We start from the raw sequence: 25,694 nt of genomic DNA, 5'->3' as shown, positions 1-25,694 counted from the left end.
CGCGTGTACCGTTTCCCCCACCCGCGTGGCGATGCCGCTGCGCCCACCGCCGTGCTCGATGGAGGAACCCCGGCATGACCGTCGACACCGCGCCCGCTGCGAGCGGGATCGACCTGATGGACCTGTCGGCGTTCGTCGAGGGACGCGACCTGGCGCTGTTCGACGCCGTCCGCGAGCAGGACCCGGTGCACTGGAACGCCCCGACCGACAACGGCCCCGGGTTCTGGGCGCTCACCCGCTACGCGGACGTCAAGGCGGCCGCGGCCGACACCGAACGGCTCACCGCCGCCGAGGGCACGCAGATCCTCGACCGCAAGGTCGAGGGTGCGCTCCAGAGCCTCCACAACATGGACGGGCAGGAGCACGTCGCGCTCCGCCGGGTGACGATCCCGCACCTCCGGGCCGTGAAGATCCAGCAGTGGCAGGCGATGATCGACGAGTCGGTGACGCTCCTGCTCGACGAGGCGGAACAGCTCGGCTCCTTCGACCTCGTCGCGACGATCAGTGCGCGTCTGCCGATGCTCGTGCTGTCGCGGGTCCTCGGCGTGCCCGCGGCGGACGCCCCGCGGATGGTCGACTGGACGAACCGGCTGACGAGCTCCGACCCGGACGGTGTCGTCGACGCCGATGCCCTGGCCGAGGCGCGCGGCGAGCTGATGGCGTACTTCCAGCACCTCACCGACTCGCGGCGCGCAGACCCGCAGGACGACCTGATCAGCGTGATGGCGACCGGCGCCGTGCTCGGTGAACCGCTGACGTGGAACCAGCTCGCGGCCTACTACATCCTGCTCGTCGCGGCGGGGAACGAGACCACGCGGCACCTGGTGTCCGGCGGCACCGTCGCCCTCGGTGAGCACGACGGCTGGTCCCGGCTGCACGCCGACCGGGCCCTGCTCCCGAACACCGTCGAGGAGATGTTCCGCCATGTCAGTCCCGTCGCGGCGATGCGCCGGACGGCGACCGTCGACCTGACGATCGACGACCGCGCGGTCCGTGCCGGCGAGAAGGTCGTGCTCTGGTTCTCCGCCGCGAACCACGACCCCGCGGTGTTCGACGCCCCGCACGAGTTCCGACTGGACCGGACCCCGAACGAACACCTCTCGTTCGGCTGGGGCGCGCACTTCTGCCTCGGGTCGCACCTGGCCAGGGCCGAGGTCCGGTCGTTGTTCGGGGCGGTGATCGACCGCGGGATCCGGCTGTCGCTCGACGGGCCGGTCGAGCGACTACGGGTCAACCTGTTCCGCGGATGGGACCGCGTGCCGGTCCGGGTGGTCGGCGCGTGAGCGGGGCCGTCGTGTCCGCCGACCCGGTGGTCGTGCCGGACCGGTCCGTCTTCATCGGCGGCGGCTGGGTCTCGCCGGCCGACGAACGGCCGCTCGCCGTGGTGGACCCAGCCACCGAACAGGTGATCGGGACCGTCCTCGACGCATCGTCCGGTCTCGCGCAGCGCGCGCTCCGGGACGCCCGGGAGGCGTGGACCGGCTGGGCAGCGCTCCACCCGTCCGCGCGTGCGGACCTCCTCGACCGCCTGGCCGACGAACTCGAGGCGCACCGCGAGGAGCTGGCGACGCTGTCCTCGCGGGAGATCGGCATGCCGCTCCGGGAGTCCGGCGCGGTGCAGGTCGACCTGCCCGTCAAGGTGCTGCGGACCACGGCGGACATCGCGCGGGCGTTCGCGTGGGACACCCGGGACGCGTCGGGGAGCTCGATCGTGCGGGAGCCCGTCGGGGTGGTCCTCGCGATCACGCCGTGGAACTTCCCGGTCCACCAGATCGTCGCGAAGCTCGCCCCGGCACTCGCCGCCGGGTGCACCGTCGTCCTGAAGCCCGCGGAGCTCACGCCGCTCGGCGCGCTGTTCCTCGCCGAGCTCGGTCGTCGTGCTGGGCTCCCTGCCGGGGTCTTCGACGTCGTGACCGGGACCGGCGCGACGACGGGTGAGGCGCTCCTCCAGGACGAGACCTGGGACGTCGTGTCGTTCACCGGCTCGCTCGCGGTGGGTCGGCACGTCGGCGCGGTCGCCGGCGGCCGCATCAAGCGGGCGACGCTCGAGCTCGGCGGCAAGTCGCCCGCCGTGGTGCTCGACGACGCCGACCTCGACACCGCCGTGCGCACGACCGTCAAGAACTGCTTCACGAACGCCGGGCAGAAGTGCAACGCCCCGACACGGCTCATCGTCCCGCGGGAGTCCCTCGCCGAGGCGGTGCGGGTCGCGGTGTCCGCGGCCGAGGCGTACGTGCTCGGCGACCCGCTCGACCCCGCCACCACGATGGGGCCGATGGTGTCCGCCGGGCAGCGCGCGAAGGTCCTCGGGTTCGTCGACGCCGCCCGGGCCGCCGGCGCGACGATCGCGACGGGTGGGGTCGCCGTCGACGGGACCGGCTGGTTCATGCGCCCGACCATCGTCACGGACGTCGGCGAGCAGGACGACATCGTGCGCCAGGAGGTCTTCGGACCGGTGCTCGTCGTCCAGGGCCACGACGGCCCGGACGACGCCGTGCGGATGGCGAACGACACCCCCTACGGCCTGTCGAGCGAGGTGTGGTCCGGGTCCTCGGCGCGGGCGCGGGACCTCGCGCGCTGCATCCGGGCCGGGCAGGTCCGGGTGAACGGCGTCCGGACGCCGGCGCTCCCCGTGTCCCCGTTCGGCGGGTACGGCGAGTCGGGGCTCGGGCGCGAGATGGGGCCGTTCGCGATCGAGGAGTACCTCGAGGTGAAGGCCGTCCTCGGCGACCCCGTGCCCGACGACGGCACCTTCGACGAGATCGACCCCCTCGCGTGAGCGGGACGATGCGCGCCGCGGTCGTGTTCGAGCCCGGCGGACCGTTCACGGTGCGGGACGACGTCGTGCGCCGTGACCCCGGTCCCGACGAGGCCGTCGTCCGGATCCGCGCCGCTGGACTCTGCCACACCGATCTGTCCCTGGCACGCGGCGAGTTCGGCCAGCCGCTCCCCGCCGTCCTCGGCCACGAGGGTGCCGGCGAGGTGGTGTCGGTCGGTTCCGCGGTCACGGACGTCCGTGTCGGCGACCGCGTCGTGATCAGCTGGGTCCCGGCCTGCGGTCACTGCTACACCTGCGTCCGCGGCGAACCGTTCCTCTGCCGGAACCGCCCGCGGTCCGCTGAGCAGGGTGCCGCCCTCTCCGTGGACGGGAGGCCGGTGGTCGCCGGGATGGGCACGGCGACGCATGCGACCGAGACCGTCGTCCCGGCACGCTCGCTGATCCCGCTGCCGGACGACGTGCCGTTCGCGGTGGGCGCGCTCCTCGGCTGCGCCGTCCCGACCGGGTTCGGCGCCGCGGTCGACACCGCCGCGGTCGTGCCCGACGAGACCGTCCTCGTGGTCGGCGCCGGGGCGGTGGGGCTCAACGCGGTGCAGGGCGCCCGCATCGCCGGGGCGTCGGTCGTCGCGGTCGTCGACCCGGACCCGCACCGACGTGCCCTCGCGGCGGGGCTCGGCGCGACGGTCACGGCGGCACCCGGCGAGGACCTCTCTCCGGCGACCGACGGCGGGTTCGACGTCGCGATCGACGCCGTCGGGGTGTCCGGCACGATCCGCTCCGCGTGGGACGCCACCCGTCGCGGTGGACGCGTCGTCGTGGTCGGCGCGGGACGGAGCGACGACATGGTCTCGTTCAGCGCCCAGGAGCTGTTCCACGAGGCGAAGAGCATCACCGGGTCCTTCTACGGATCGAGCGACATGCGGCGGCAGGTCCCCCGGATGGCAGACCTCTGGCGGTCCGGTGCGCTGCGGCTCGACGCGTTCCTCGACCGGGTGGTGCCGCTCGAGGACTTCGAGGCGGCGGCGGCGGCCCAGCGCGCCGGCGAGGTCCTCCGGGTGGTCGTCACCCCCTGACCCGCGGGCCCGGCCCCGGCGGCTCGTCGGCTCGGCCCCAGCGGCCCCAGCGACTCGGTCGGCTCGGCGAGAATGCGCAGAACCCCAGTGCGCGCCACGCTGGACTCCACGGTTCCGCGTCCTCGACCACGCCGCGGACTAGATTCACCAGCAGCGAGTCCGACGTCGACCAATCCGACAGGGGTCGAGGTCCGGATGACTCGCAGACCACCCTCGAGCGCACCGGCGCGCCCAGACCATCCGGAGGACGAATGTCCCAGCAGATCGCCGACCACGACACCACGTTCGAGCAGGTCGGCACCGGCCTGACCGTGTACGAGACGGACGAGGTGGTCGAGGGCGTCGTGAAGTGGCTCGAGACCCCGGAGGACGTCATCGCCTTCGTGGCGGACGACGCCGACGTGTCCGACGTCGTCGTGATCTCCCGCGGCGGCACGACGACCTTCCTCACCATGGCGCTCAACGCGGGTGTGCGCGGTGTCGTGACGCTGCAGGGCGCACCGGAGAGCCACCTCGGCATCCTCTGCCGCGAGTACGGCATCCCCGCGGTCATGTCGGTCGCGTTCGACAAGGGCGTCCGCACCGGCCGCGGCGAGACGATCCCCGCCGACGGCGTGCGCATCCGCCTCGACGTCCGGGAGCGTCCGCAGGGCACCGTGTCGGTCGAGACCGGCGCCCCGGTCGACGACTCGCCCGCACCGGAGAGCGCCGCACCCGCGATGAGCGAGGAGCAGCTCGCGCAGATCATGCTCCTCCTCGAGAAGTTCGGCGGGGTCGTGCCGAAGGGCCTCGAGGGCGACCGGATCATGCAGGAGAAGATGACCACGAAGGTCCTCTTCGTCGACGACGACGCGCTCCCGGACCTCACTCGCGAGGAGGTCAACGACGCGATCGGCTACTACACGTGGAACGAGTGGGACGCGCTCGCCTCCCGCGCCACCGAAGGCGAGTCCGGCCTCATCCCGCGCCAGGAGTACGAGGCGATGGGCCTGATGAACTGCTGGTTCATGCACCCGAAGTGGCTCCGGGCGATCGAGGACCGAGTCGGCAAGCAGGGCGTCATCGACATCGCGTCGGTCGCGAAGCGCGAGATCGGCACGAAGGTCAACATGCTCCACATCTGGGCGATGGCGACCGCGCCGTCCTTCGGCCGTGGGATCGCCCTCGAGCTGAACCTCCACGAGGAGGACTACAAGGGCGACCGCATCCGCGACGCGTTCGGCGTCGTCCGCCGCATGTACAAGGGCTTCTGGGGCAACGGCCCGATCCTCACCTCGATGAAGGGCTACCAGGCCGAGGTGCTCGACCGCGACTGGATCGACCGCTTCACCGAGGACCGCCTCTCACTCGCCGCCGACGCCGACCGGTCGACGTTCCAGCGGTTCCAGGGCGCCTCGGAGCTGATGGGCTTCCTGCTCCACTTCGACAACCGCCTCGGCGTCTCCGACCACGGGCCGTACCCGACCGACGACGGCGGCTTCGTGCTCGTGCGCGACATCTTCCTGAACGAGCCGGCCTGGCACTGGAACGACCCCGCGTCCCCGCTGCCCTGGTCGGTCACGACGGCGATGTTCTTCGGACCGGACTCCGGCCTCGACGTGCAGGTGGTCGACATCTCGACGGTGTTCACCAAGCCCGCGAACTACGTGCCGTACATCACGCACGTCGCCGCCTACTCGCGCCCGACATGGGACGCGCCGATGTCCGACGTCGTCGCGCTCGACCTCGACGACATGAACCGCATCCGCACGCAGGCCGAGCAGCAGTCGGCAGCGCTCTACGGCCGCATCGCGACGATGGACAAGCGCGAGAAGATCGAGGCCGGTGCGATGACCTACACGGCCGGGTTCGCGCTGCCCTTCGCCCGAGCCGCCGGCATGGTCGACGAGCTCACCGAGCACCACGACTTCCTCGACATCCACCCCGCGGTCGCCGCGTGCTACGACACCATCGTCGCGGGGCTCGCGACCGAAATGATCCCGCGGCTGTTCCTCACCGGCTCGTGGGCGCACCAGGTCTCGGAGCACACGACGGACGACATCGCCTCCGACGGCGCGGAGTTCACGGTCCTCCAGGCGCTGCGGGTCCGCGGCTTCGCCACGACCGAGCAGATCGTCGAGAGCACCGGCCTGTCCGAAGCCGTCATCGACGCGACGCTCGCCGGGACGGACGAGCGCGGACACACCCAGGTGACCGGCGGCAAGCGTGCGCTCCACGCGCTCACCCCGGCCGGCCGCGCGCGGTCGGTGCTCCTCGCCGACGACCGGCTCGCCAAGGCGGACCGCGCCACCATCACCGGCGTCTACGAGTCGTTCCTGTTCCCGAACCGCGACTTCAAGCAGCTCATCACGGACGCGCAGGGCGGGGCGTCCGTCGACGCGCTGCTCGACTCCGTGCACGAGCAGATCGGTGGCGTGCTCACCGAGCTGGTCGCGGTCGACCCCCGGTTCGACCGGTACCGCGACCGGTTCGAGGCGGCGATCGCCGGGTTCCGGTCCGGCGACCGGGACGCACTCGCCCGGCCGCTCTCGGGCTCCTACCACGACGTCTGGATGGAGCTGCACGAGGACCTCATCGCGACGCTCGGGCGTGTCCGCACGGACGACGACGAGTAGGGCGCTCAGGTCACGAACCGGCCACGGGGGTGAACCGATTCGGTAACGGCCCTGCCGTCGGGTGGGAAGGCGTCATACCGTCGGGTGGTGGCCCGTCGACTGTTCGTCCCGACGCTCGTCGCGGTCGTGCTGCTGCTCAGCGGCTGCACTGCGACGGGCGTCGCGACCGTGCCCGCGGGCGGCGACGCCGACGTCCGGACCGCGAGCCGCGGCGTGGCGCCGGAGTCCGGCAAGCCGGACGCCTCCGCGTCGGCGGCCGCGGCCGCCCGTGAGCGCCAGGTGCTGCGGCTCGTCGACACGATCCAGCTCGATGCCGAACAGCTGATGCTCACCGGTCGGCACGACGCACTCCGGACGGCGTCGATGCGCGACGCGAAGGGCACCGTCGCGCTCCTGACGCGGCTCCTCGGACGTCCGCGGACCACCACGACCACGATCGGCGACGGCGGGCACTGCGTCCCGGCGAGCACCTCGTACACCTGGGGCGGCGCGATCCGCGTCGTCGACCTCGCGCAACGGTCGGGCGTCGGCAACGACTACGACGTCCGCATCCTCGCGGCCTCGGTCCGGTCGCGCTCAGGCGCCGAGATCCGGCTGCAGGGCCCGGACGGCGTCGCGGTCGGTCAGGACATCGCCGCTCGGATCGGCGCCACACCGGACACCGACAAGGAGTCCTACGGCTCGGACGGCGCCGAGAACTGGCAGGTGGTGCTCGAACGAGGGTGGTCCTCGGGCAGCGGCGCGGGCGACGCGGGTGGGGTGAACGGCGTCAGCGCGATCACCACCGGTACGACCGTCGCCGTGCTCGGGTCGCCGATGCCGGTGCACTCCGCCGCCGACTGCTGACGGGCGGCCGACCCCGGTCGCGTCAGCGCATCGAGGCAACCACCGGGAAGTGGTCGCTCGCGGACCAGGTCGTCGGGTCGTCGTGGTCCATCCACGCCCCGAGGACGGCGTCCGTCCCCCTCGTGAGGATCCAGTCGATCCGCTCGCCGTCCGCCGCCGGAGGCTGCCAGTCGTTGAACGTCGAGGTGGGGTCGCTCGCGCCGACGGCCGTCCACGCGTCGACGAACCCGGCGTCGAGGAACGGCTGCGTCGCCGCTCCGCGACCGGCGCCCTCGTTGAAGTCGCCCGTCACCACGACGGGCCCGTCCACGCTGCCGAGCCGCCGGACGATGAGCTCGGGGAGTCGCCGCTCCCAGTGGTGGGCCGGGTCCGGGTTCTTGATGTTGTAGGTCATCACCGTCAGCGGCGGAGGAGTGCTCGACACCGTTCGACCGTACCGGCAGGTCCCGGGGTCAGACCGCCGACACCGCCAGGATCGGCACGTCCGCCGCGGTGCCCCACGACACGGCCAGGAGGCCCGGGGCCACGTCCGGGGTCCAGGCCGCGTCGAGCGAACGGCGGAGCACGAAGGAGGCGCCGGGGACGACGATCGTCGTCGCGACCGCGTCGGAGGACGTGACCACCTCGGACGCCGCCCCGATCCCGACCACCGGGACCGCGCCTCCCGGCCGGACGACACCGCGGGCACGGACGGACGGTTCGCGCTCCGCCGGACCGTCCGGTCCGTCGACCATCTCGCGCGCGGCGGCGCCCTCGGTCCGCACCGTCTCGGCGAGCGCGGTCAGCGCCACCGGGTCGACGGCCGCGTCGTAGGTCCAGCGGGTGCCGAGGACGGAGTGTTCCATCGTGCCGAGCAGACCGGCCTCGGCACCGACGAGCGGTGCGTCACGGTAGGTCAGCGGGACGACGAGGAGCGCCCCGTCGGCGGTCGCCACGAGCATGACCTCGATGCCGACCTGACCGTCGGGGTCGTCCAGCCGGAACGCGCCCCGCTTGACGAGCGCCGTCGCGGACCCGCCGGGCCACCAGGGCTGGGTAGCCAGCCACGGTGCGGCGAGCTCGAGCTTGCCGGGGACGATGGTCGAGCGGTGCAGGAGTGCCATCCCCGGAGCGTACCGGCGTCGCGTGGCCGCCCTCGGCGTCTCGGCGGAGAGCGGTCAGGCGCTGACGCGGACCTCGTCGAGCGTCGGGTAGTCCGTGTAGCCCTCGGCGGAGTCCCCGTAGAACGTCTGGGCGTTCGGGGTGTTCTCCTCGGCGTCCTGCTCCCAGCGGGCGACGAGGTCCGGGTTCGCGATGGCCGCGCGACCGACGGCGACCGCGTCCGCGAAGCCGTCCGCGACGAGTCCGAGCGCCTCGGTCCGCGTGGTCACGGAGGAGAACCCGCTGTTCGCGATGAACGGGGCGCCGGCGGTCCGGCGGACGTGCTGGACGAACTCCCCGGTGGGCTCGGCGTGCAGGACGTCGACGAAGGCGATGCCGAGCGGCGCGATGCCCGCGGCGATCGCGGTGTAGGTCGCGCGCACGTCCGCGTCGTCCTCCTCGAGGACGCCCTGGATGTTGTGGGACGGCGAGAGCCGGATGCCGGTCCGACCGGCGCCGACGGCCTCGGCGACCGCGGTGACGACCTCGACGGCGAGGCGGGCGCGGTTCTCGGGGGAGCCGCCGTACTCGTCGGTGCGGACGTTCGACACCGGCGACATGAACTCATGGACGAGGTAGCCGTTCGCGCCGTGGATCTCCACGCCGTCCATCCCGGCCTCGATCGCGTTGCGCGCAGCCTGGACGAAGGTCGCGACGACGCCGCGGACCTCGTCGGTGGAGAGCTCGTGCGGGACGGGCATCGCGACCTTGCCGTCCGCGGTGTGGGTCTCGCCGGGGGCGGCGATCGCGCTCGGGCCGACGATGCGCGGGGTCTTCGAGATGTCGGTGTGGGACACGCGGCCACCGTGCATGAGCTGCATGACGATCGTGCCGCCCTCGGCGTGCACGGCGTCGGTCACGCGCTTCCAGCCGGCGATCTGCTCCGGCGTCTCGATGCCGGGCTGGCCGGGGTAGGAGCGACCCTCCTGGATCGGCCAGGTGCCCTCGGTGATGATCATCCCGAGGCCGGCGCGCTGGGAGTAGTGCTCGACGAGGAGGTCGTTCGGGATCCCCTCGGCGCCGGCCCGCGTGCGGGTGAGCGGTGCCATGACGATGCGGTTGCGGAGCTGGAGGTCGCCGAGTGCGGCGGAGTCGAAGAGGTTCATCGTGCCGTCCAACCGGACCCCCGGGCGTTCCATTCCACGACACGCGGAACTCGCGACCCGGTCCCCGCACCCGGTCCCCGCACCCCGGTCCCCGCTCTTGGGGGGAGGCGTCCGCACGCGCTGATCCGCTACGGTCCGACCATGAGCAGTGAGCCGATGACCGGACCCGTGCCGAGCCTCCGGGCCGACGCCCGTCCCGACACCGACGCCCGTCCCGACACCGACCCCCGATCCGACAGCGACCACCGATCCGTGCCCGGCCGCGGTGCGGCCGACCGGCGCCGCGGGCTCCCGCTCACCCCGAGCGGGTCCGTCGCCATCGTGCTGCTCCTGCTCGCGGTCGCCGGGATGCTGGTGGCCGGCGAGACCGGCCGGATGCGCGCGGCCGGCAACGCGCTCGTCGTCGCCGCCGCGTTCGCGATCCTGGTGATCGCGATCGTGGTCGCGAGCATCCCCCGGATCGTCCGTGACCACCGGCTGCGGCACCGGTTCCCCGACGCCCTCGTCGTCACGGTCGGGCACGGTGTCCGCGCGACGACCCGGTCGCTCGTCCTCCGCGACGGCACGGTGTCGGTGTGGGCGAACGCGCGGGCCGACGTCCCCGAGTCGTCGTGGGTCCGGACCGAGGTGACCCGGGCCGTCGCCGTGCCGAGCCGTCGGAGCCTGCAGCGCACCGCGGACCTCGTGCTCGTCGTCGACGGTCGTGACGAGGTGTTCCGACCGTTCCGGAGTGCGACGTCGTTCGCGCAGCGGATGGACCGGGGTGCCGTCGAGACGCTCGCGATGACCGTCCCGGTCGCCTGACGACGCGTCCCGATCCGGAGGACCCCCAGAACTGGCGCTACCCTCCGGGGCCGGCGAGCGTGTTCCATGGAACGAACCCGACCGGAGGAACACCATGGACGCACCGGACGCGATCGCGTCGGCACCGGCCACCGAGGACCACGTCCGGGCGAGGGTCGACATCATCGACGCCGCCATCGACGTGTTCTCGCGCCAGTCCTACCGCCGCACCACGGTGAAGGACATCGCCGACGAGCTCGGCGTCACCATCGACGTGGTGCAGCAGCACTTCCCGTCGTGGCAGGGGCTGATCCTCTCGACCGTGAACGCGTGGCAGAACCAGCGCACGGGCGGGCTCGCGTACATCGCCCGTGACGAAGGCATCCTCATCTACATGCGGCGGCTCGTCGAGGACACCGTGGCGGAGCCGATGCTGCCGCGCATGCTGCTCTCCGTGCTCGCCGAGGCCGCCGACCCGACCCACCCGACGTCGGCGTACCTGCAGACGCGGTACGAGGCCTACCACCAGATCATCATCACCGGGATCGAGCACGACATCGCGGTCGGCCGGCTGCCGCTCGACCTCGACCCGGTCCGCGCTGCCGAGACCATCGTCGCCCTCTGGGAGGGGTTCCGGATGCAGGCGCTGCTCCGGCCCCGGATGGACCTGCTCCAGGCGTTCGACCACGCGCTCGGGATGCTCGTCCGCGAGTGGGGGGTCGAGTAGGTCGGGACCGGTCCGCGGCCGCGGACACGACGGACGGGAGGCGCGATGCCAGCTGGCATCGCGCCTCCCGTCCGTGGTCCGTGCGTCAGCGCGTGGCGCGGCGACCGGCGAAGCGCATGTAGATGAGCAGCACGATGATCGCGCCGATGATCGAGCCGATGATGCCGGCGGGCTGGAAGAAGCCGTCCATCGGGTCGTGCTGGAAGATCAGGAACCCGAGGAACCCGCCGACGAACGACCCGACGATCCCGAGGACGATCGTCATGAGGATGCCGATGTGCTGCTTGCCGGGGACGACGAGGCGGGCGACGGCGCCGGCGATCAGGCCGACGACGATGAGGCTGATGATGAGTCCGAGCATGGGATGACTCCTTCTGTCTGCACGGTCGACGCGAGCCGACCGGGCGAGGGACGCCACCGGGAACGGCGACTGGGTACGACCCTCCCACCCCAGGGGGTGAAGCGGATCACCCCTGGGGGTGGGATGCTGGTGGCATGCCGACGCCTGTCCGGACCCGACCCCTCACCGTGACGCTCGTCGACGACTACGACGTCGTCCTCACCGGCCTCGCCCACATGTTCGACCAGTACCGCGACCGGATCGTGGTGTCGGAGATCGACGCGAACGCCGCGCTCGACGACGAGATCGACATCGTGCTGTACGACTCGTTCGCACAGCCGGAGTCCGACCTGCAGGAGATCGCCGGGCTCGTCCGGAACCCCCGGGCGCAGCACGTCGTCGTCTACACGTGGAACCTGCAGCCCGAGCTCGTCGACGCGGCGTGTGCGCAGGGCGTCCACGGGTACCTCGCAAAGACGCTCGGGGCCGGCGCACTCGTCGAGGCACTCGAACGCGTCGCCGCGGGCGAGGTCGTGGTCAGCCCGGCGGAGGGCCGCGTGCCGAGTGCACCGGGACTCGACTGGCCGGGCCGGATCGAGGGGATCACGGACCGTGAGTCCGAGGTGCTCGCGCTCATCACGCAGGGCAAGTCGAACGCCGAGGTCGCGAGCCTGACCTACCTCAGCCCGAACACGGTCAAGACGCACATCCGGTCGGTGTACCGGAAGATCGGCGTCGAGAGCCGCACGCAGGCGGTGCTGTGGGGCGTCGCGAACGGCTTCACCCCGGACCACGACCGCATCGACCACTGGCTGGGCGGGCCCTGACCCGGTGCTCGGTCGTGGCCGGTCCGGGCCGGGCCGGTGCATCGTCCGCCGATGCGCACCCGGGTCAGTCGACGCGCGCCCGGGTCACCCGTCGAGGTGCGCCAGCAGCACGCCGGGGACGTCCCACGGCTCGAGTCCGGTGGGTGCGGGGACCGGGAGCGCGGCACCGGGCGCACCGAGCCTCCCGAGCCGCCTGAGCGCCAGGAACGACCGCCGCAACACCGGCTCCGCCCCGCCGTGCCCGCCCTCGTCGAGGTGTCCGTGGTCCGTCGTGACCGCGACGAGCCAGTCCTCGTCGACGTCGTCGCGGGCGACCCGGACCCGGATCGCGTCGAGCAGGCGGCCGAGTCGGCCATCCGCCTGGAGGATCGCGGCCGCGTACTCGGGTGACGTCCCGCCGTACAGGTGGCCGGCCTCGTCCACCCCGCCGAGGTAGACGAACGCGGCGTCGGGGCCCCACTCGCGGATCGCGAGCACGCCGGCCGCCGTGATCTCGCCGTCCACGACCCGGTGCCCGTACAGCTCGCCGTCGCGGACCACGACGACGTGCTGGCCGCTGCGGCGCTGGTCGTCACGCGTGGCGATCACCGGACCGGGTCCCGCGGGGTCGACGAGCGGCGGCCACCCGGCGGCAGCGAAGGTCGTCCGGTGCTGGTCGGCGGCGGCGCGACTCAGGAAGTCCGCGTCCGGGGCGAGCGTGTGGCCGGAGAAGGTGTTGTCGACCACGCCGTGCTCGGCGTGCGTCGCCCCGGTCAGGAGCGACGACCACCCGGGTCCGGAGATCGTCGGGACCTCCATCGTCAGCGGAGTGATCGTCCCGGCGTCGACGAACCCCGCGAGTCGGGGGGCCGCACCGGGGCGGAGTGCGTCGTCGATCCGCAGCCCGTCGATGCCGACGAGCATCACCTTGCGCGTGGTCATGCGCCGACCGTACGGGCCGCGCGTGAACGGTCGGTGACCGGATGTCCGCATGGACTGGGCTCCAAGGTGGCGTGGCTACCGTTGACGGCCACATGGTGGCTCAGGTTCGACGACTCGACTCGCTCGACGCGCTCCGCGGTCTCGCGGCCGGTGTCGTGCTGCTCCACCACGCCTCGATGTCCATCCCGGCGATCGCGCGGGCGTACGGGTCCAGCCGCGGTGTCGAGCCGTGGTCGATCGGCTGGTGGGCGACCGAGAGCCCGCTGAAGATCCTGGTCGCCGGGCCCGAGTTCGTGCTCGTGTTCTTCGTCCTGAGCGGCTTCGTGCTCACCCGCTCCGTGCTGCAGCGACCCCGGTACGACTGGGTGGCCTACTACCCGCGGCGGATCACGCGCCTCGTGCTGCCGGCGCTCGCCTCGGTGCTGTTCGCGGTCGGTCTCGGGGTCGTGCTCCCGCGACACGCGTCGGCGGCGACCGGGTGGCTGGCGGACCAGGGGGACCCGGACACGTCCCCGGGTGCCCTCCTCGCGGCGACCGGGATGCTGTTCGGCAAGAAGTACCCGGACATCAACCCGCCGCTGTGGTCGCTGACGTGGGAGACGTGGTTCTCGCTCCTCCTGCCCGTCGCGGTGGTCATCGGGCTCCTCAGCCGTCGGGTCACGGCCGGGTGGCTCGTGGCGCTGACCGGTCTGAGCATGGCCGGGTACGTGATCGGGTCGGACGCTGCCTCGTACCTGCCCGCCTTCGCGCTCGGAGCACTCCTCGCCGCGAACGAGCCGGTGGTGCGGGATCTCGGGGCACGGTTCGCCGGGCTCCGGTGGTCGCCCCTGTGGTGGACGCTCGCTGCGGTCGCGGCCGTCGTCCTGTTGACGATGCACTGGTCGCTCCGACCGGTGCTCGCCGACGCGCACCTGTCGGCCATCTTCGGCAAGTCCACCCTGGCGCTGCGGGTCCCCGGGGCGTTCCTGCTCGTCCTGGTCGCGTGGCTCTGGCCCGCCGCCCGGCGCGCGCTCGGCATCCGACCCCTGCAGTGGCTCGGCCGGGTGAGCTTCTCGCTCTACCTGGTGCACTTCCCGATCGTGGTCGGCATCGCATTCCTGTTCCCGGCCGACCAACGGTGGACGGCAGCATTCGTCGCCGTCGCGCTGAGCCTCGTGGTCGCGCAGGGCATGTACATCGCCGTGGAGCGTCCGTCGCAGCGCATCGCCCGGACGGTCGGACGCTGGGCGTCCGTGACGGTGCACCAGGCCGAGCGTCTGCGGGACGCCCCCGTTCGTGTCGAACCGGCCCCGCGCCTCCCGGCCGGACCCGACCGAGCGGACCTCAGCCCTCGGGCTCGAACCGGTACCCCATCCCGGACTCGGTGACGATGTACCGCGGCTCGGCCGGCGTCGGCTCGAGCTTCTTGCGGAGCTGCGCGACGTACAGCCGCAGGTAGCCGGCGTCCCCGCCGTGCGAGGGTCCCCACACCTCGGTCAGGAGCATCTCGCGGGTGAGGAGCCGTCCGGGGTTCGCGAGCAGCACCTCGAGCAGTCGCCACTCCGTCGGCGTCAGTCGGATCGCGCCGGCCGGCCCGGACGCCCGCGTGACCTGCTTGGCGGCGAGGTCGACGAGCAGCTCCCCGATCCGCACCACCGGCGCGACGTCGGCCGCCACCGTCCGCCGACGCCCGAGCGCACGGAGGCGCGCGAGGAGCTCGTCCATCTGGAACGGCTTGGTGACGTAGTCGTCGGCGCCGGCGTCGAGCGCGTCGACCTTGTCGGACGAGTCGGTCCGCCCGGAGAGCACCAGGACCGGTACCTGCGACCACGCGCGGATGCCCTCGAGGACGCCGATGCCGTCGAGCCGCGGCATGCCGAGGTCGAGCATCACGATGTCCGGCCGCTCGGTGATGACCGCGTCGAGCGCCGCGCGACCGTCCCGAGCCGTCACGACGTCGTAGCCCCGGGCGCCGAGCGTGACGACGAGCGCCCGGACGAGCTGGGGGTCGTCGTCCGCGATGAGGACCTTCACGCCGGTCCCTCCGTCCGTGCTCCCGACCCGGTCACCGGCAGTGCGACGACCACCGTCAGACCGCCCCCCGGGGTGTCGTCGACCGCGATCGTGCCGCCCATGCCCTCGGTGAACCCCTTGGCGAGCGCGAGACCGAGCCCGAGCCCCGTGTCGTTGTCGGTGTCGCCGAGTCGTTGGAACGGCATGAAGACGTCGTCGCGGCGGTCTGCGGCGATGCCCGGACCGCGGTCGACGACCCGCAGCTCGACGACGTCGCCGAAGGCGCTCGCGGCGACCCGGACGCGTGCACCGTCCGGTGAGAACCGCTCCGCGTTCGCGAGGAGGTTGACGACCACGCGCTGCAGGAGCACCGGGTCGGCGTCGACCTCCGGCAGGTCGGCGGGCAGGTCGAGGTCGACGTCCGTCGGGCCCAGGCCGAGTTCGTCGAGCGCCGGCGCGACGACGTCCTCGACCGCGATCCGCTGCGGTGTGACCGCGAGGACACCGGCCTGGACCCGGCTGACGTCGAGCAGGTCGCCGAGCAGCGTCGCGAGCGAGCGGAGGCTCTCGTCGGCCGTCTCGAGGAGGACGTCGCGGTCCGCGTCCGACAGGGTCGTGTCGGCGACGCGGAGCCCTCCGATGGCCGCGCTCGCGGCGGCCATCGGACGGCGGACGTCGTGCCCGACCGCGGCGAGGAGGGCACTCCGCACCCGGTCGGCGGCGGCGATCCGCTCGGCGTCCACCGCGGTCCGGGCGAGGGTGCGGTGTTCGAGGGCGGCGTCCATCTGCCGCTCGACGACCGCCAGGAGCCGACGCTCGCCCGGACCGGTGCGGCCGCCGACGAACTCGACCGTGCCGCCGCCGGGCAGTGACGTCGCGACGCCGCCCTCCGCCGAACCCGACGCGGCGACCACCGCACCGTCGACGGAGACCCGCACCGCATCGAACCCGAACGCCTCCCGGGTGCGGTCGACGAGCGCGTCGAGGGCGTCGTCGCCCCGGAGCACGCTGCCGGCGATCCCGGTCAGGAGCGCGGACTCGGCGGCGGCACGCCTGGCGGTCCGGGAGTGCCGCGCCGACCGGTCCACCACGACGCTCACGAGCACGGCGCTCAGGACGTAGAGCACCAGTGCGACCAGGTGCCACGGCTGCTGGACCGTGATCGTGTGGATCGGCTGCACGAAGAAGAAGTCGAGCGAGAACCCGGACAGCACGGCTGCGAAGACGGCCGGCCAGATGCCGCCCACGAGCGCCACGACGAGCACGAGCAACTGGTACGCGAGGACCTCGGCGGTGATCGTGCCCGGAGCCCGGATCGACGACAGCAGCAGCGTCAGGAGCGGACCGGCGACCAGCGCGAGGACGAACGCCGCGACCACGCGGCCGCGGGACAGCCCGCCGCCGAGCCGCGGCAACGCGAAGCGTCCGCCGGCCCGGTCGTGCGTGACGATGTGCACGTCGATGTCGCCGGACTCCCGGACGACCGTGGTCCCGATGCCCGGACCGGTCAGCGCCGCGACGATCCGGCTCCGGCGGGAGACCCCGATCACCACCTGGGTCGCGTCGATCGACCGGGCGAACCGGACGAGGGTCGTCGGGACGTCGTCGCCGACGACCTGGTGGTAGGTGCCGCCGAGCTGCTCGACCAGGGCCCGCTGTGCCGCCAGCGCGCCGGGATGCCGTTCGCGCAGGCCGTCACTCGTCGTGACGTGCACCGCCGCCAGCTCCCCGCCCGCGCTCCGCGCCGCGATCCGGGCACCGCGGCGGAGCAGCGTCTCCCCCTCCGGCCCGCCGGTGAGTGCGACGACCACGCGGTCGCGCGTCTCCCACCGGTGGTCGATGCCGTGCTCGGAGCGGTATCGCTTCAGGGCGTCGTCGACCTCGTCGGCGAGCCACAGGAGCGCCAGCTCGCGGAGCGCGGTGAGGTTGCCGAGCCGGAAGTAGTTCGACAGCGCGGCATCCACCCGAGCCGGCGGGTAGACGTGGCCCTCGGCGAGACGGTCGCGGAGGGCCTGGGGCGCCAGGTCGACGACCTCGATCTGGTCGGCGGCCCGGACGACGGCATCGGGGACGGTCTCGCGCTGCACCGCGCCGGTGATGTCGCGGACGACGTCACCGAGGCTCTCCATGTGCTGCACGTTCACGGTGCTGATGACGTCGATCCCCGCATCGAGGAGTGCCTGCACGTCGTGCCAGCGTTTCTCGTACCGGCCGCCGGGGGCGTTCGTGTGCGCGAGTTCGTCGACCAGGGCGACCTCCGGGCGGCGGGCCAGCACGGCGTCGAGGTCCATGTCGTCGAGGGTGACGCCCCGGTGCACCTCGTGGCGGCGCGGCACGACCTCGAGCCCGTCGACGAGCGCGGCGGTCATCGCGCGACCGTGGGTCTCGACGACGGCGACGACGACGTCCGTACCCTGGTCCCGGAGCCGGCGGCCCTCCTCGAGCATCGTCACGGTCTTGCCGACGCCCGGAGCAGCGCCGAGCAGCACCCGAAGTCGTCCGTGTCTCATGCGCCCATCATCCCGTGAACGTGGCGCGTGCGGCGGCTTCGCGGTGATGCATTACCGGACACCATGACGAGCATCCGCAATGACCACACTGGCGCAGGTGCCGCCGGGCTCGGCGTCGGCTGCGGGACGGCAGAAGCTCCGGGTCCGCCGAGGCGGAATACCGGAGCTTCCTGTCGTGGCCCGAGCGACATGGAACAGAGGTCCACAAGGGCTTTCATGGTCAGTATACCAGATGTGACCTTGCCATGACCTCCGATGACTGGTTCGTCGAGTGGGTCAGCATCGCCCGGTTCGAGCGGTACCTCCGTGCAGCCGGCCATGACCAGGATCGAGCTCGTCGCCTGTACGACTGGAACGCCAGGCTGGCAGGCGCCTTCCTGCAGGACCTCGCCCATCTCGAGGTCGGACTGCGGAACGCCTACGACCGTGCCCTGCAGGGGGCGCTCATCGGCGGGGATTCGCATTGGTCGGAACCCGGGACCACCGAGGCGCTGTTCCCCGTCGACATGCGACGAAGCCGCGCCAGCGGAACGCCACGAGACGTCAACGCGATCGCGCGCCGTCGGGTGGCCGAGGCGGTGGACCGCGCTCGTGCTCCGGACGGTGGACGTCCGCCGTCCGGCAAGGTCGTTGCCGAGTTCACCTTCGGGTTCTGGACGATGCTGACGAGTGACCGCCTGGAGCGGTCGATCTGGCGTCCCCACCTGCACACCGCCTACGGGCCACGGTCGCACCGTGACGAGATCCGTGACGCCCTCGAAGCCCTGCGTCGGTTCCGGAACCGGGTGGCGCACCACGAGTGCATCCTCGGTCGGCCGGAACTCCAGCACCGTCGGCTGATGGCGCAGGTGCGACGGATCGATCCCAGGGCCGAGGCGGATCTCAGCCACCGCAGTCTCGTCGCGGAGCTGCTCCGCGACCGGCCCTGAGCGACGCACGGCGGCGCGACCGGAGCGACCGCTCATCGCGCCCCGGCGAGCGCAAGGTTCAGCTCCAGGACGTTCACCCGGGGCTCGCCGAGGAATCCCAGCTGCCGGCCCTGGGTGTGCTCGTCGACGAGCGACCGCACGGCCGCGTCCGACAGCCCTCGCGCTGCGGCCACCCGGTCGACCTGCAGCAGGGCGTACGCGGGGCTGATGTCGGGGTCGAGTCCCGAACCCGATGCGGTGACGGCGTCCACCGGGACGGACGACGCCGGGACGCCGTCGGCAGCGGCGACGGCTGCGCGCCGCTCCTCGATCGCCTTCCGGAGCTCCGGGTTCGACGGGCCGAGGTTCGACCCGGACGAGGCTGCCGCGTCGTACCCGTGCTCCCCCGCGGCGGACGGACGCGACTGGAACCACCGCGCGGCGGACCGCCCCGTGAAGGACTGACCGATGAGCGAGGACCCGACGACCGAGCCGCCCGACGAGACCATCGAGCCGCTCGCCTGGTGGGGGAACGCGAGCTGCCCGACCCCGGTGACCGCGAGCGGGTACGCGACGCCGAGCACCACGGTGGACAGGACGGCGAGCCGGATCGCGACCCAGGTGGTGCGGGCGGTGGAACGTGTTGTGGCCATGACGAACTCCTGACGACGACCGGGCTCAGAACCCGGGGATGAGACCGACCACGAGGTCGATGAGCTTGATGCCGACGAACGGCACGAGGACGCCGCCGAGTCCGTAGACGAGCAGGTTCCGGCCGAGCACCGAGGACGCCGACGCGGCCCGGTACCGGACCCCGCGGAGCGAGAGGGGGATGAGCGCCACGATGGCGAGCGCATTGAAGACGACCGCGGAGAGGATCGCCGACGACGGACTGTGCAGCTGCATCACGTTGAGGACGGCGAGCCCCGGGAACGCGGCCTGGAACATCGCGGGGATGATCGCGAAGTACTTGGCGACGTCGTTCGCGATCGAGAACGTCGTCAACGCGCCGCGGGTGATGAGCAGCTGCTTGCCGATCCGCACGACGTCGATGAGCTTCGTCGGGTCGGAGTCCAGGTCGACCATGTTGCCGGCCTCCTTCGCCGCGGTCGTCCCGGTGTTCATCGCGACACCGACGTCCGCCTGCGCGAGGGCCGGGGCGTCGTTCGTGCCGTCCCCGGTCATCGCGACGAGGTTCCCGCCCTCCTGCTCCTTGCGGATGAGCGCGAGCTTGTCCTCCGGGGTGGCCTCGGCGAGGAAGTCGTCGACACCGGCCTCGCGGGCGATCGCCGACGCGGTGCGGGGGTTGTCGCCGGTGATCATCACGGTGCGGATGCCCATCGCGCGCAGGTCGGCGAAGCGCTCGGCGATGCCGTCCTTGACGACGTCCTTGAGGTGGACGACGCCGAGCAGCCGGGTCTCGCCCGACGCTGCCCGGACTGCGACGACGAGCGGTGTCCCGCCCTCGTCGGAGATCTCGGCGACGGCGCGCTCGACGTCGGCAGCGGCGGAGCCGCCGTCCGCACCGGCGGCCGCCCCCGCGCCGGGAGCGGCACCGGCCCATGCGAGCACCTGCGCGGTCGCACCCTTCCGGACCTGCGTGCCGTCGAGGAGGTCGACCCCGCTCATCCGGGTCTGCGCCGTGAACGGCACCTCGGTCGCCCCGGTCGGCAGTCCGGTCGTCGCGCCGGCGGCCGCGGCGAGCTCGACGATCGAGCGCCCTTCCGGCGTCCCGTCGGTCGCCGAGGACAGCGCGGCCGCGGCCATCAGCTCGCCCTCGGTCACACCGGCGACCGGGACGACACGCGACGCCCGACGGTTCCCGTACGTGATCGTCCCGGTCTTGTCGAGGAGCAGGGTGGTGATGTCCCCGGCGGCCTCGACGGCGCGCCCCGACATCGCGAGGACGTTGTGCTGCACGAGCCGGTCCATGCCGGCGATGCCGATGGCGGAGAGGAGTGCCCCGATCGTCGTCGGGATGAGGCAGACCAGCAGCGCGATGAGCACCGGCACGCTGACCGTCGCACCGACGAGTCCGGCGATCGGCTGCATCGTCAGGCAGACGAGCACGAAGACGATCGACAGGCTCGCGAGGAGGATGTTCAGCGCGATCTCGTTCGGCGTCTTCTGCCGGCTCGCACCCTCGACGAGCCGGATCATCCGGTCGATGAACGTCTCGCCCGGCGTCGAGGTGATCCGCACGACGATCCGGTCCGAGAGCACGCGCGTGCCGCCGGTGACGGCACTGCGGTCGCCACCGGACTCGCGGATCACGGGTGCGGACTCACCGGTGACCGCGGACTCGTCGACGCTCGCGATGCCGTCGACCACGTCGCCGTCGCCCGGGATCACGTCGCCGGCCTCGACGAGCACGTGGTCGCCCTTCGCCAGGTCGACGCTCGCCACCTCGACGACGTCGGCGTCGTGCGCGGCCGGGTCCCCGACGGCGTCGTACCGGGCGATGCGGCGGGCGGTCGTGGTGCTCCTGGTCTTCCGGAGCGCCTCCGCCTGCGCCTTCCCGCGGCCCTCGGCGACGGCCTCGGCGAGGTTCGCGAACACGACGGTCAGCCAGAGCCAGACGGCGATCGCCCAGGTGAACGCGCTCGGCTGCACGACGGCGGTGACCGTCGTCAGTGCGGCGCCCACCTCGACGATGAACATGACGGGGTTCCGCACCATGACGCGCGGGTCGAGCTTGCGGAGTGCGGACGGGAGGCCCGCCACCAGCTGCCGTGGTCCGAACGCGGCCCGACGCGTGGTCGGCTCCGGCACCCCGGACGCGGTGTCCTGCTGCTCTGGTTCGACGATGGTCACTTGACGAGTCCTTCTGCGAGGGGTCCCAGTGCCAGCACCGGGAAGAACGTGAGTGCGGTGACGATGACCGCGACGCCGCCGAGGAGGACGACGAACAGCGGCCGGTGCGTGGGCAGCGTGCCGGCCGTCGCGGGGACCTGCTCCTGCTGGGCGAGTGACCCGGCGAGCGCGAGGACCAGCACGATCGGGACGAACCGGCCGAGGAGCATCGCGACGGCGAGTGCGGAGTTCATCCACGTCGTGTTCGCGGTGAACCCGCCGAAGGCCGAGCCGTTGTTGTTCGCCGCGCTCGTGAACGCGTAGAGCAGCTCGCTGAGCCCGTGGTTCCCGGGGTTCGCCAGGGACGTGCCGATGACCTGCTCCCGGACGCCCGGGAGCACGAGGCTGATGCCGGTGCCGAGCAGCACGAGGGCCGGCGTCACGAGGATGTACAGCGAGGCGAGCCGGATCTCGGTGGAGCCGATGCGCTTGCCGAGGTACTCCGGCGTGCGCCCGACGAGCAGACCCGCGATGAACACCGTGATCACGGCGAGGACGAGCATCCCGTAGAGGCCGGACCCGACACCGCCGGGGGCGATCTCGCCGAGCATCATGTTGAGCATCGCCATCATCCCGCCGAGCGGCGTGAAGCTGTCGTGCATGCTGTTCACCGCACCGGTCGAGGTCGCGGTGGACGCCGTCGCGAACAGCGTCGAGCCGAGGATGCCGAACCGTTGCTCCTTGCCCTCCATCGCGGCACCGGCCGCCTGGGTCGCCGACCCGCCGGCGGCGAGCTCGGCGATCGACATCGCGGACAGCGAGACGAGGAAGATCGCGCCCATCGTGGCGGTGATCGCGACGCCCTGCCGCGTGTCGCCGACCATGGTGCCGAAGGCGCGGGGCAGCGAGAACGGGATCGCGAGCATCAGGAACACCTCGACGAGGTTCGTCCACGGCTGCGGGTTCTCGAACGGGTGCGCGGAGTTCGCGTTGAAGAACCCGCCGCCGTTCGTGCCGAGCATCTTGATCGCCTCCTGCGAGGCGACCGGGCCGCCGGGCAGGTGCTGGGTCCCACCGACCAGCGTCGTCACGGCGGTCGGGTCGGCCAGGTTCTGGATGACACCGCCGGCGACGAGGACGATCGCGGCGACGAACGACACCGGGAGGAGCAGGCGCCAGACGGTCCGGACGACGTCGACCCACACGTTGCCGAGCGTGCCGGTCCGGCGACGGGCGAACCCGCGGACCAGTGCGACGGCGACCGCCATGCCGACGGCCGCCGACAGGAAGTTCTGGACGGCGAGGCCTGCCATCTGCACCGTGATGCCCATGGTCGCCTCGGGCGAGTACGACTGCCAGTTCGTGTTCGTCACGAACGAGACCGCGGTGTCGAACGCGAGGCTCGGTGTGACCGCGGGCAGCCCGAGGCTCGCGGGGAGCACCGCCTGGAGTCGCTGCATCGCGTAGAGCAGCAGCACGCCGACCACCGAGAACAGGAGGATGCCCCGGAGGTACGCGGGCCAGGACTGCTCGGCGTCCGGGTCGACCCCGATCAGCCGGTACGTGCCGCGTTCGATCCGCAGGTGCCGGACCGAGGTGTACATCCGCGCCATGCCGTCGCCGAGCGGGCGGTGCACCAGGACGAGGAGCAGCACGACGGTCGCGACCTGGGCGATGCCGGCCCAGGTGTCCGCAGCGCTCATCAGAACTTCTCCGGGCGGACGAGCGCCACGACGAGGTAGCCGACAGCGGCGACACCGAGGACGGCGGCCGCGATGGTGACGACGATCACAGGCGTTCCACCCCCTTGGCGATGAGGGCGACCACGCCGAACAGGGCGAGGACGCCGACGACGACGAACACGTCGAACACGATGGAGCTCCAGTACTTCGAGGTGACCCGCGGGAGGTGCCGCGGACCGCGTCCCGACTGCGGACGCTGCATCGATGCTCCTGCGGGAGCCGCGCCTCCAGGCCGGTCCTGACGGTTCCCTAACGCCGCCGTGCGGAACGCATGCGTCCCGCTCACATGCGCGGCTGTCGGCGGGATGGGGCAGGATCGAGGAGTGAAGACACTGGAGTTGCCACAGACCGACCTGACCGCCTCGAACATCGTCCTCGGACTGATGCGCATCAACGAGATGTCCGACCAGGACATCCGCACGCTCGTCGGGACCGCCCGGGACGCCGGGATCACGATGTTCGACCACGCCGCGGTGTACGGCGGCTGGCACGGGTGCGAGCAGCGCTTCGGGTCGGCACTCGGGCTCAGCGCCTCGGAGCGCGAGCAGATCGTCATCCAGACCAAGGTGGGGATCCGGCAGGGGTACTTCGACTTCTCGGAGTCGCACATCCTGGAGTCCGTCGACGAGTCACTCGCCGCGCTGCAGACCGACCACGTCGACGTCCTGCTCCTGCACCGCCCGGACGCACTCGTCGAGCCGGAGGAGGTCGCGTCCGCGTTCTCGCAGCTGCACGCGGCCGGCAAGGTCAAGCACTTCGGCGTCTCGAACCACACCCCCGGCCAGGTCGAGCTCCTCAAGAGACACGTCGAGCAGCCCCTCGCGTTCAACCAGGTGCAGCTGAGCATCACGCACGCCAACCTGATCGCCGCCGGGGTCGCCGCGAACATGGGCGCGCTCGACCAGTCGATCGACCGCGACAACGGGATCCTCGACTACTCCCGCCTGCACGACATCACCCTGCAGGCATGGTCCCCGTTCCAGAAGGGGTTCTTCGACGGGGTGTTCATCGGCGACCGCGACGACTACGCGGACCTCAACGACGCGCTCGACGAGATCGCGGCCGCGCACGGCATCACGCCGACGGGCGTCGCCGTCGCCTGGATCACCCGCCACCCGGCCGACATGCAGGTGGTGCTCGGGACGACGAACCCGGGGCGCGTGCAGGAGTCGGCCGCGGGGTCGGACGTCCGGCTGTCCCGCGAGGAGTGGTACCGCCTGTTCACGGCGGCTGGCCACCTCGTCCCGTAGGGCGCTCGCTCGCGAGTGAGCAGGAATCGTCGGGTCGGAGTCCCCGGCCCGACGATTCCTGCTCACCCACCGGAAGGTCAGGACGCGTTGCCGATGGCGTCCAGCTCGCGGAGCGCGTCCTCCGGGAGCTCGAGCGCCGCGCCCGCGACGTTCTCGTGCAGGTGCGCGACGGACTTCGTCCCGGGGATGAGCAGCATCGTCGGCGAGCGCTGCATGAGCCACGCGAGCGCAGCCTGGAGGCCCGTCACGCCCAGGCGCGCCGCCACCTGCTCCAGGGTCCCCGACTGGAGCGGGCTGAACCCGCCGAGCGGGAAGTACGGGGTGAACCCGACCCCGTCCTCGGCGCAGGCGTCGACGATGTCGTCGTGCTCGCGGTGTGCGAGGTTGTAGTTGTTCTGCACGCAGACGACCTCGGCGTAGGACTGCGCCTCGCGGAACTGCTCGAGCGTCACGTTGCTCACCCCGATGTGCCGGACCAACCCCTCGCCCTGGAGCTCGGCGAGGGCCTCGAGCGGTTCGGCGATCGACCCGGGGGTCGGGGACGCCTGGCCGCCGACACGGAGGTTGACGACGTCCATCGCCGGGAGCCCGAGGTGTTCGAGGTTCTCGTCGATCGCCTGCCGGACGTCGTCCCGCCCGAGGGCCGATGGCCACCCGCCGCGGGCGGTCCGCCGTGCGCCGACCTTCGTCACGATGTGCAGGTCGGCCGGGTAGGGGTGCAGGGTGTCGCGGATGAGCTCGTTCGTCACGAAGGGGCCGTAGTAGTCGCTCGTGTCGATGTGCGTGATGCCGAGCTCGACCACCGCGCGGAGGACCTCCTGCGCACCCTGCACGTCGGCCGGCGGCCCCATCACGCCCGGACCGCTCAGCTGCATCGCGCCGTACCCGAACCGGGTCAGCGTCAGGTCGTCGGCCAGGGTCAGCGTGCCACCGGGGAGTGTCGTCATGAGCCCTGCCTACACCGTGTGCGCTCGCTGGGAGCTCGGTGCGCGTCCGCCCGCCGACCAAGCCGCCGTGGGCTCGGCGTCGAATACCTCGACGACCGAAGCATCATCGCGTCACTCGTCGAGAAGGTGATCCCATGCAGAGCTCAACCCCGCTGTGGACCGTCGCGTTCACCGAGCCCGGTTCGGACGACGTGGCCGTCGCCGTGATCGGCGCGTGCAACCGCGAGGACGCCGAACGACGGGCACTCGACGTCCTCGGCGTCGGCGTCGCCCTCGTCTGGGTCGAGCCGCGGCACGAAGCACCGGTCGCGGCCTAGGTGTACTGAGCCATCAGGTTGGTGACACTCGGGCTGCGGGAGTGAGTCCGTGGCTTGAGTGGATCCGGTCAGTGTTGT

The 25,694-nt window shown here is 72.1% G+C and carries 25 protein-coding genes; 12 read left to right on the top strand and 13 right to left on the bottom strand.

Features of this window, described 5'->3' with window-relative positions; all coding sequences use genetic code 11:
* Positions 1-74 precede the first annotated feature (74 nt).
* The 5 genes from ACO0E0_RS11935 to ACO0E0_RS11915 all read left to right on the top strand — a co-directional run bounded on the left by ACO0E0_RS11935 (position 75) and on the right by ACO0E0_RS11915 (position 7,313).
* Positions 75-1,283, top strand: a complete 1,209-nt coding sequence (locus ACO0E0_RS11935; RefSeq protein WP_422871649.1) for a cytochrome P450 — start codon at positions 75-77, stop codon at positions 1,281-1,283.
* Positions 1,280-2,779 carry an aldehyde dehydrogenase family protein gene (locus ACO0E0_RS11930; protein ID WP_422871648.1) on the top strand — a complete coding sequence of 500 codons (1,500 nt, stop codon included), beginning with the start codon at positions 1,280-1,282 and terminating at the stop codon, positions 2,777-2,779. Before ACO0E0_RS11935 ends, ACO0E0_RS11930 begins: the two co-directional genes overlap by 4 nt.
* Positions 2,776-3,852: an alcohol dehydrogenase catalytic domain-containing protein gene (locus tag ACO0E0_RS11925; RefSeq protein WP_422871647.1), complete on the top strand. Its 1,077-nt coding sequence runs from the start codon at positions 2,776-2,778 to the stop codon at positions 3,850-3,852. Before ACO0E0_RS11930 ends, ACO0E0_RS11925 begins: the two co-directional genes overlap by 4 nt.
* A 251-nt stretch (positions 3,853-4,103) precedes the next feature.
* Positions 4,104-6,467, top strand: a complete 2,364-nt coding sequence (locus tag ACO0E0_RS11920) for a PEP-utilizing enzyme (RefSeq protein ID WP_422871646.1) — start codon at positions 4,104-4,106, stop codon at positions 6,465-6,467.
* Between the two features lie 87 nt (positions 6,468-6,554).
* Positions 6,555-7,313: a hypothetical protein gene (locus ACO0E0_RS11915; RefSeq protein ID WP_422871645.1), complete on the top strand. Its 759-nt coding sequence runs from the start codon at positions 6,555-6,557 to the stop codon at positions 7,311-7,313.
* 22 nt (positions 7,314-7,335) lie between these two features.
* Here ACO0E0_RS11915 and ACO0E0_RS11910 read toward each other — a convergent pair whose 3' ends face one another.
* From ACO0E0_RS11910 to ACO0E0_RS11900, 3 genes are read right to left on the bottom strand one after another with little or no spacing between them, the layout of a single operon-like run.
* A complete protein-coding gene (locus ACO0E0_RS11910; RefSeq protein WP_479723450.1) occupies positions 7,336-7,737 on the bottom strand; it encodes an endonuclease/exonuclease/phosphatase family protein in 402 nt (133 codons plus the stop codon).
* Positions 7,738-7,765: 28 nt separating this feature from the next.
* Positions 7,766-8,416, bottom strand: a complete 651-nt coding sequence (locus ACO0E0_RS11905; RefSeq protein ID WP_422871644.1) for a maltokinase N-terminal cap-like domain-containing protein — start codon at positions 8,414-8,416, stop codon at positions 7,766-7,768.
* A gap of 54 nt (positions 8,417-8,470) precedes the next feature.
* On the bottom strand, positions 8,471-9,559 hold the full coding sequence (locus ACO0E0_RS11900; RefSeq protein WP_422871643.1) for an alkene reductase: 1,089 nt from the start codon (positions 9,557-9,559) through the stop codon (positions 8,471-8,473).
* 141 nt (positions 9,560-9,700) lie between these two features.
* Between ACO0E0_RS11900 and ACO0E0_RS11895 the strand changes: the two genes are divergently transcribed.
* The gene (locus tag ACO0E0_RS11895) at positions 9,701-10,363 is read left to right on the top strand and encodes a hypothetical protein (RefSeq protein ID WP_422871642.1); all 663 of its coding nucleotides are present in this window, start codon (positions 9,701-9,703) and stop codon (positions 10,361-10,363) included.
* A 94-nt stretch (positions 10,364-10,457) separates the two neighbouring features.
* A complete protein-coding gene (locus ACO0E0_RS11890) occupies positions 10,458-11,069 on the top strand; it encodes a TetR/AcrR family transcriptional regulator (protein WP_422871641.1) in 612 nt (203 codons plus the stop codon).
* 85 nt (positions 11,070-11,154) lie between these two features.
* Here the strand turns inward: ACO0E0_RS11890 and ACO0E0_RS11885 are convergent, their stop codons facing one another.
* Positions 11,155-11,430, bottom strand: coding sequence for a GlsB/YeaQ/YmgE family stress response membrane protein (locus ACO0E0_RS11885; protein ID WP_422871640.1), 276 nt, complete (start codon positions 11,428-11,430; stop codon positions 11,155-11,157).
* 134 nt (positions 11,431-11,564) lie between these two features.
* On the opposite strand from ACO0E0_RS11885, the gene ACO0E0_RS11880 reads away from it, so the two are divergent.
* A complete protein-coding gene (locus ACO0E0_RS11880; RefSeq protein ID WP_422871639.1) occupies positions 11,565-12,236 on the top strand; it encodes a LuxR C-terminal-related transcriptional regulator in 672 nt (223 codons plus the stop codon).
* 84 nt (positions 12,237-12,320) lie between these two features.
* Here ACO0E0_RS11880 and ACO0E0_RS11875 read toward each other — a convergent pair whose 3' ends face one another.
* Positions 12,321-13,157, bottom strand: a complete 837-nt coding sequence (locus tag ACO0E0_RS11875) for an alkaline phosphatase family protein (protein ID WP_422871638.1) — start codon at positions 13,155-13,157, stop codon at positions 12,321-12,323.
* 92 nt (positions 13,158-13,249) lie between these two features.
* Between ACO0E0_RS11875 and ACO0E0_RS11870 the strand changes: the two genes are divergently transcribed.
* On the top strand, positions 13,250-14,524 hold the full coding sequence (locus tag ACO0E0_RS11870; RefSeq protein WP_422871637.1) for an acyltransferase family protein: 1,275 nt from the start codon (positions 13,250-13,252) through the stop codon (positions 14,522-14,524).
* Here the strand turns inward: ACO0E0_RS11870 and ACO0E0_RS11865 are convergent.
* Together ACO0E0_RS11865 and ACO0E0_RS11860 are read right to left on the bottom strand one after the other, a co-directional pair.
* The gene (locus ACO0E0_RS11865; RefSeq protein ID WP_422871636.1) at positions 14,481-15,170 is read right to left on the bottom strand and encodes a response regulator; all 690 of its coding nucleotides are present in this window, start codon (positions 15,168-15,170) and stop codon (positions 14,481-14,483) included. The two genes, ACO0E0_RS11870 and ACO0E0_RS11865, sit on opposite strands and share 44 nt — an antisense overlap.
* A complete protein-coding gene (locus ACO0E0_RS11860) occupies positions 15,167-17,659 on the bottom strand; it encodes an ATP-binding protein (protein ID WP_422871635.1) in 2,493 nt (830 codons plus the stop codon). The genes ACO0E0_RS11865 and ACO0E0_RS11860 overlap by 4 nt, the downstream gene beginning before the upstream one ends.
* Positions 17,660-17,904: 245 nt before the next feature.
* Here ACO0E0_RS11860 and ACO0E0_RS11855 point away from each other — a divergent pair, with 245 nt between their 5' ends.
* The gene (locus ACO0E0_RS11855; RefSeq protein WP_422871634.1) at positions 17,905-18,588 is read left to right on the top strand and encodes an Abi family protein; all 684 of its coding nucleotides are present in this window, start codon (positions 17,905-17,907) and stop codon (positions 18,586-18,588) included.
* A 32-nt stretch (positions 18,589-18,620) separates the two neighbouring features.
* Here the strand turns inward: ACO0E0_RS11855 and kdpC are convergent, their stop codons facing one another.
* From kdpC to ACO0E0_RS11830, 5 genes are read right to left on the bottom strand one after another with little or no spacing between them, the layout of a single operon-like run.
* Positions 18,621-19,220, bottom strand: coding sequence for a potassium-transporting ATPase subunit KdpC (gene kdpC, locus ACO0E0_RS11850; protein ID WP_422871633.1), 600 nt, complete (start codon positions 19,218-19,220; stop codon positions 18,621-18,623).
* A gap of 25 nt (positions 19,221-19,245) precedes the next feature.
* Positions 19,246-21,381: a potassium-transporting ATPase subunit KdpB gene (kdpB, locus tag ACO0E0_RS11845; RefSeq protein ID WP_422871632.1), complete on the bottom strand. Its 2,136-nt coding sequence runs from the start codon at positions 21,379-21,381 to the stop codon at positions 19,246-19,248.
* Positions 21,378-23,063, bottom strand: coding sequence for a potassium-transporting ATPase subunit KdpA (gene kdpA, locus ACO0E0_RS11840; protein ID WP_422871631.1), 1,686 nt, complete (start codon positions 23,061-23,063; stop codon positions 21,378-21,380). The genes kdpB and kdpA overlap by 4 nt, the downstream gene beginning before the upstream one ends.
* Positions 23,063-23,152: a K(+)-transporting ATPase subunit F gene (gene kdpF, locus ACO0E0_RS11835; protein WP_422871630.1), complete on the bottom strand. Its 90-nt coding sequence runs from the start codon at positions 23,150-23,152 to the stop codon at positions 23,063-23,065. The genes kdpA and kdpF overlap by 1 nt, the downstream gene beginning before the upstream one ends.
* Positions 23,149-23,304, bottom strand: coding sequence for a hypothetical protein (locus ACO0E0_RS11830; protein ID WP_422871629.1), 156 nt, complete (start codon positions 23,302-23,304; stop codon positions 23,149-23,151). Before ACO0E0_RS11830 ends, kdpF begins: the two co-directional genes overlap by 4 nt.
* A gap of 121 nt (positions 23,305-23,425) precedes the next feature.
* Between ACO0E0_RS11830 and ACO0E0_RS11825 the strand changes: the two genes are divergently transcribed.
* Positions 23,426-24,352 carry an aldo/keto reductase gene (locus ACO0E0_RS11825; protein ID WP_422871628.1) on the top strand — a complete coding sequence of 309 codons (927 nt, stop codon included), beginning with the start codon at positions 23,426-23,428 and terminating at the stop codon, positions 24,350-24,352.
* A 77-nt stretch (positions 24,353-24,429) separates the two neighbouring features.
* Here the strand turns inward: ACO0E0_RS11825 and ACO0E0_RS11820 are convergent, their stop codons facing one another.
* Entirely contained in the window at positions 24,430-25,299 is an 870-nt protein-coding gene (locus ACO0E0_RS11820) for an oxidoreductase (RefSeq protein ID WP_422871627.1), read from the bottom strand.
* A gap of 134 nt (positions 25,300-25,433) precedes the next feature.
* Here ACO0E0_RS11820 and ACO0E0_RS11815 point away from each other — a divergent pair, with 134 nt between their 5' ends.
* Positions 25,434-25,616 carry a hypothetical protein gene (locus tag ACO0E0_RS11815; RefSeq protein ID WP_422871626.1) on the top strand — a complete coding sequence of 61 codons (183 nt, stop codon included), beginning with the start codon at positions 25,434-25,436 and terminating at the stop codon, positions 25,614-25,616.
* Positions 25,617-25,694 lie beyond the last annotated feature (78 nt).

The organism is Curtobacterium phyllosphaerae (genome assembly GCF_049341865.1).
GTDB lineage: Bacteria > Actinomycetota > Actinomycetes > Actinomycetales > Microbacteriaceae > Curtobacterium > Curtobacterium phyllosphaerae.
This window is presented reverse-complemented; position numbering and strand designations above follow the sequence as displayed.

What these genes read in the sequence shown, in the direction of transcription:
- ACO0E0_RS11895 (WP_422871642.1), top strand. Translation starts at nt 9,701, where the DNA reads ATGAGCAGTGAGCCGATGACCGGACCCGTGCCGAGCCTCCGGGCCGAC.
- ACO0E0_RS11890 (WP_422871641.1), top strand. Translation starts at nt 10,458, where the DNA reads ATGGACGCACCGGACGCGATCGCGTCGGCACCGGCCACCGAGGACCAC.
- ACO0E0_RS11900 (WP_422871643.1), bottom strand. Translation starts at nt 9,559, where the DNA reads ATGAACCTCTTCGACTCCGCCGCACTCGGCGACCTCCAGCTCCGCAAC.
- ACO0E0_RS11880 (WP_422871639.1), top strand. Translation starts at nt 11,565, where the DNA reads ATGCCGACGCCTGTCCGGACCCGACCCCTCACCGTGACGCTCGTCGAC.
- ACO0E0_RS11815 (WP_422871626.1), top strand. Translation starts at nt 25,434, where the DNA reads ATGCAGAGCTCAACCCCGCTGTGGACCGTCGCGTTCACCGAGCCCGGT.
- ACO0E0_RS11860 (WP_422871635.1), bottom strand. Translation starts at nt 17,659, where the DNA reads ATGAGACACGGACGACTTCGGGTGCTGCTCGGCGCTGCTCCGGGCGTC.
- kdpA (WP_422871631.1), bottom strand. Translation starts at nt 23,063, where the DNA reads ATGAGCGCTGCGGACACCTGGGCCGGCATCGCCCAGGTCGCGACCGTC.
- ACO0E0_RS11875 (WP_422871638.1), bottom strand. Translation starts at nt 13,157, where the DNA reads ATGACCACGCGCAAGGTGATGCTCGTCGGCATCGACGGGCTGCGGATC.
- ACO0E0_RS11870 (WP_422871637.1), top strand. Translation starts at nt 13,250, where the DNA reads ATGGTGGCTCAGGTTCGACGACTCGACTCGCTCGACGCGCTCCGCGGT.
- ACO0E0_RS11905 (WP_422871644.1), bottom strand. Translation starts at nt 8,416, where the DNA reads ATGGCACTCCTGCACCGCTCGACCATCGTCCCCGGCAAGCTCGAGCTC.
- ACO0E0_RS11885 (WP_422871640.1), bottom strand. Translation starts at nt 11,430, where the DNA reads ATGCTCGGACTCATCATCAGCCTCATCGTCGTCGGCCTGATCGCCGGC.
- ACO0E0_RS11820 (WP_422871627.1), bottom strand. Translation starts at nt 25,299, where the DNA reads ATGACGACACTCCCCGGTGGCACGCTGACCCTGGCCGACGACCTGACG.
- ACO0E0_RS11920 (WP_422871646.1), top strand. Translation starts at nt 4,104, where the DNA reads ATGTCCCAGCAGATCGCCGACCACGACACCACGTTCGAGCAGGTCGGC.
- ACO0E0_RS11855 (WP_422871634.1), top strand. Translation starts at nt 17,905, where the DNA reads ATGACCTCCGATGACTGGTTCGTCGAGTGGGTCAGCATCGCCCGGTTC.
- ACO0E0_RS11830 (WP_422871629.1), bottom strand. Translation starts at nt 23,304, where the DNA reads ATGCAGCGTCCGCAGTCGGGACGCGGTCCGCGGCACCTCCCGCGGGTC.
- ACO0E0_RS11935 (WP_422871649.1), top strand. Translation starts at nt 75, where the DNA reads ATGACCGTCGACACCGCGCCCGCTGCGAGCGGGATCGACCTGATGGAC.
- kdpC (WP_422871633.1), bottom strand. Translation starts at nt 19,220, where the DNA reads ATGGCCACAACACGTTCCACCGCCCGCACCACCTGGGTCGCGATCCGG.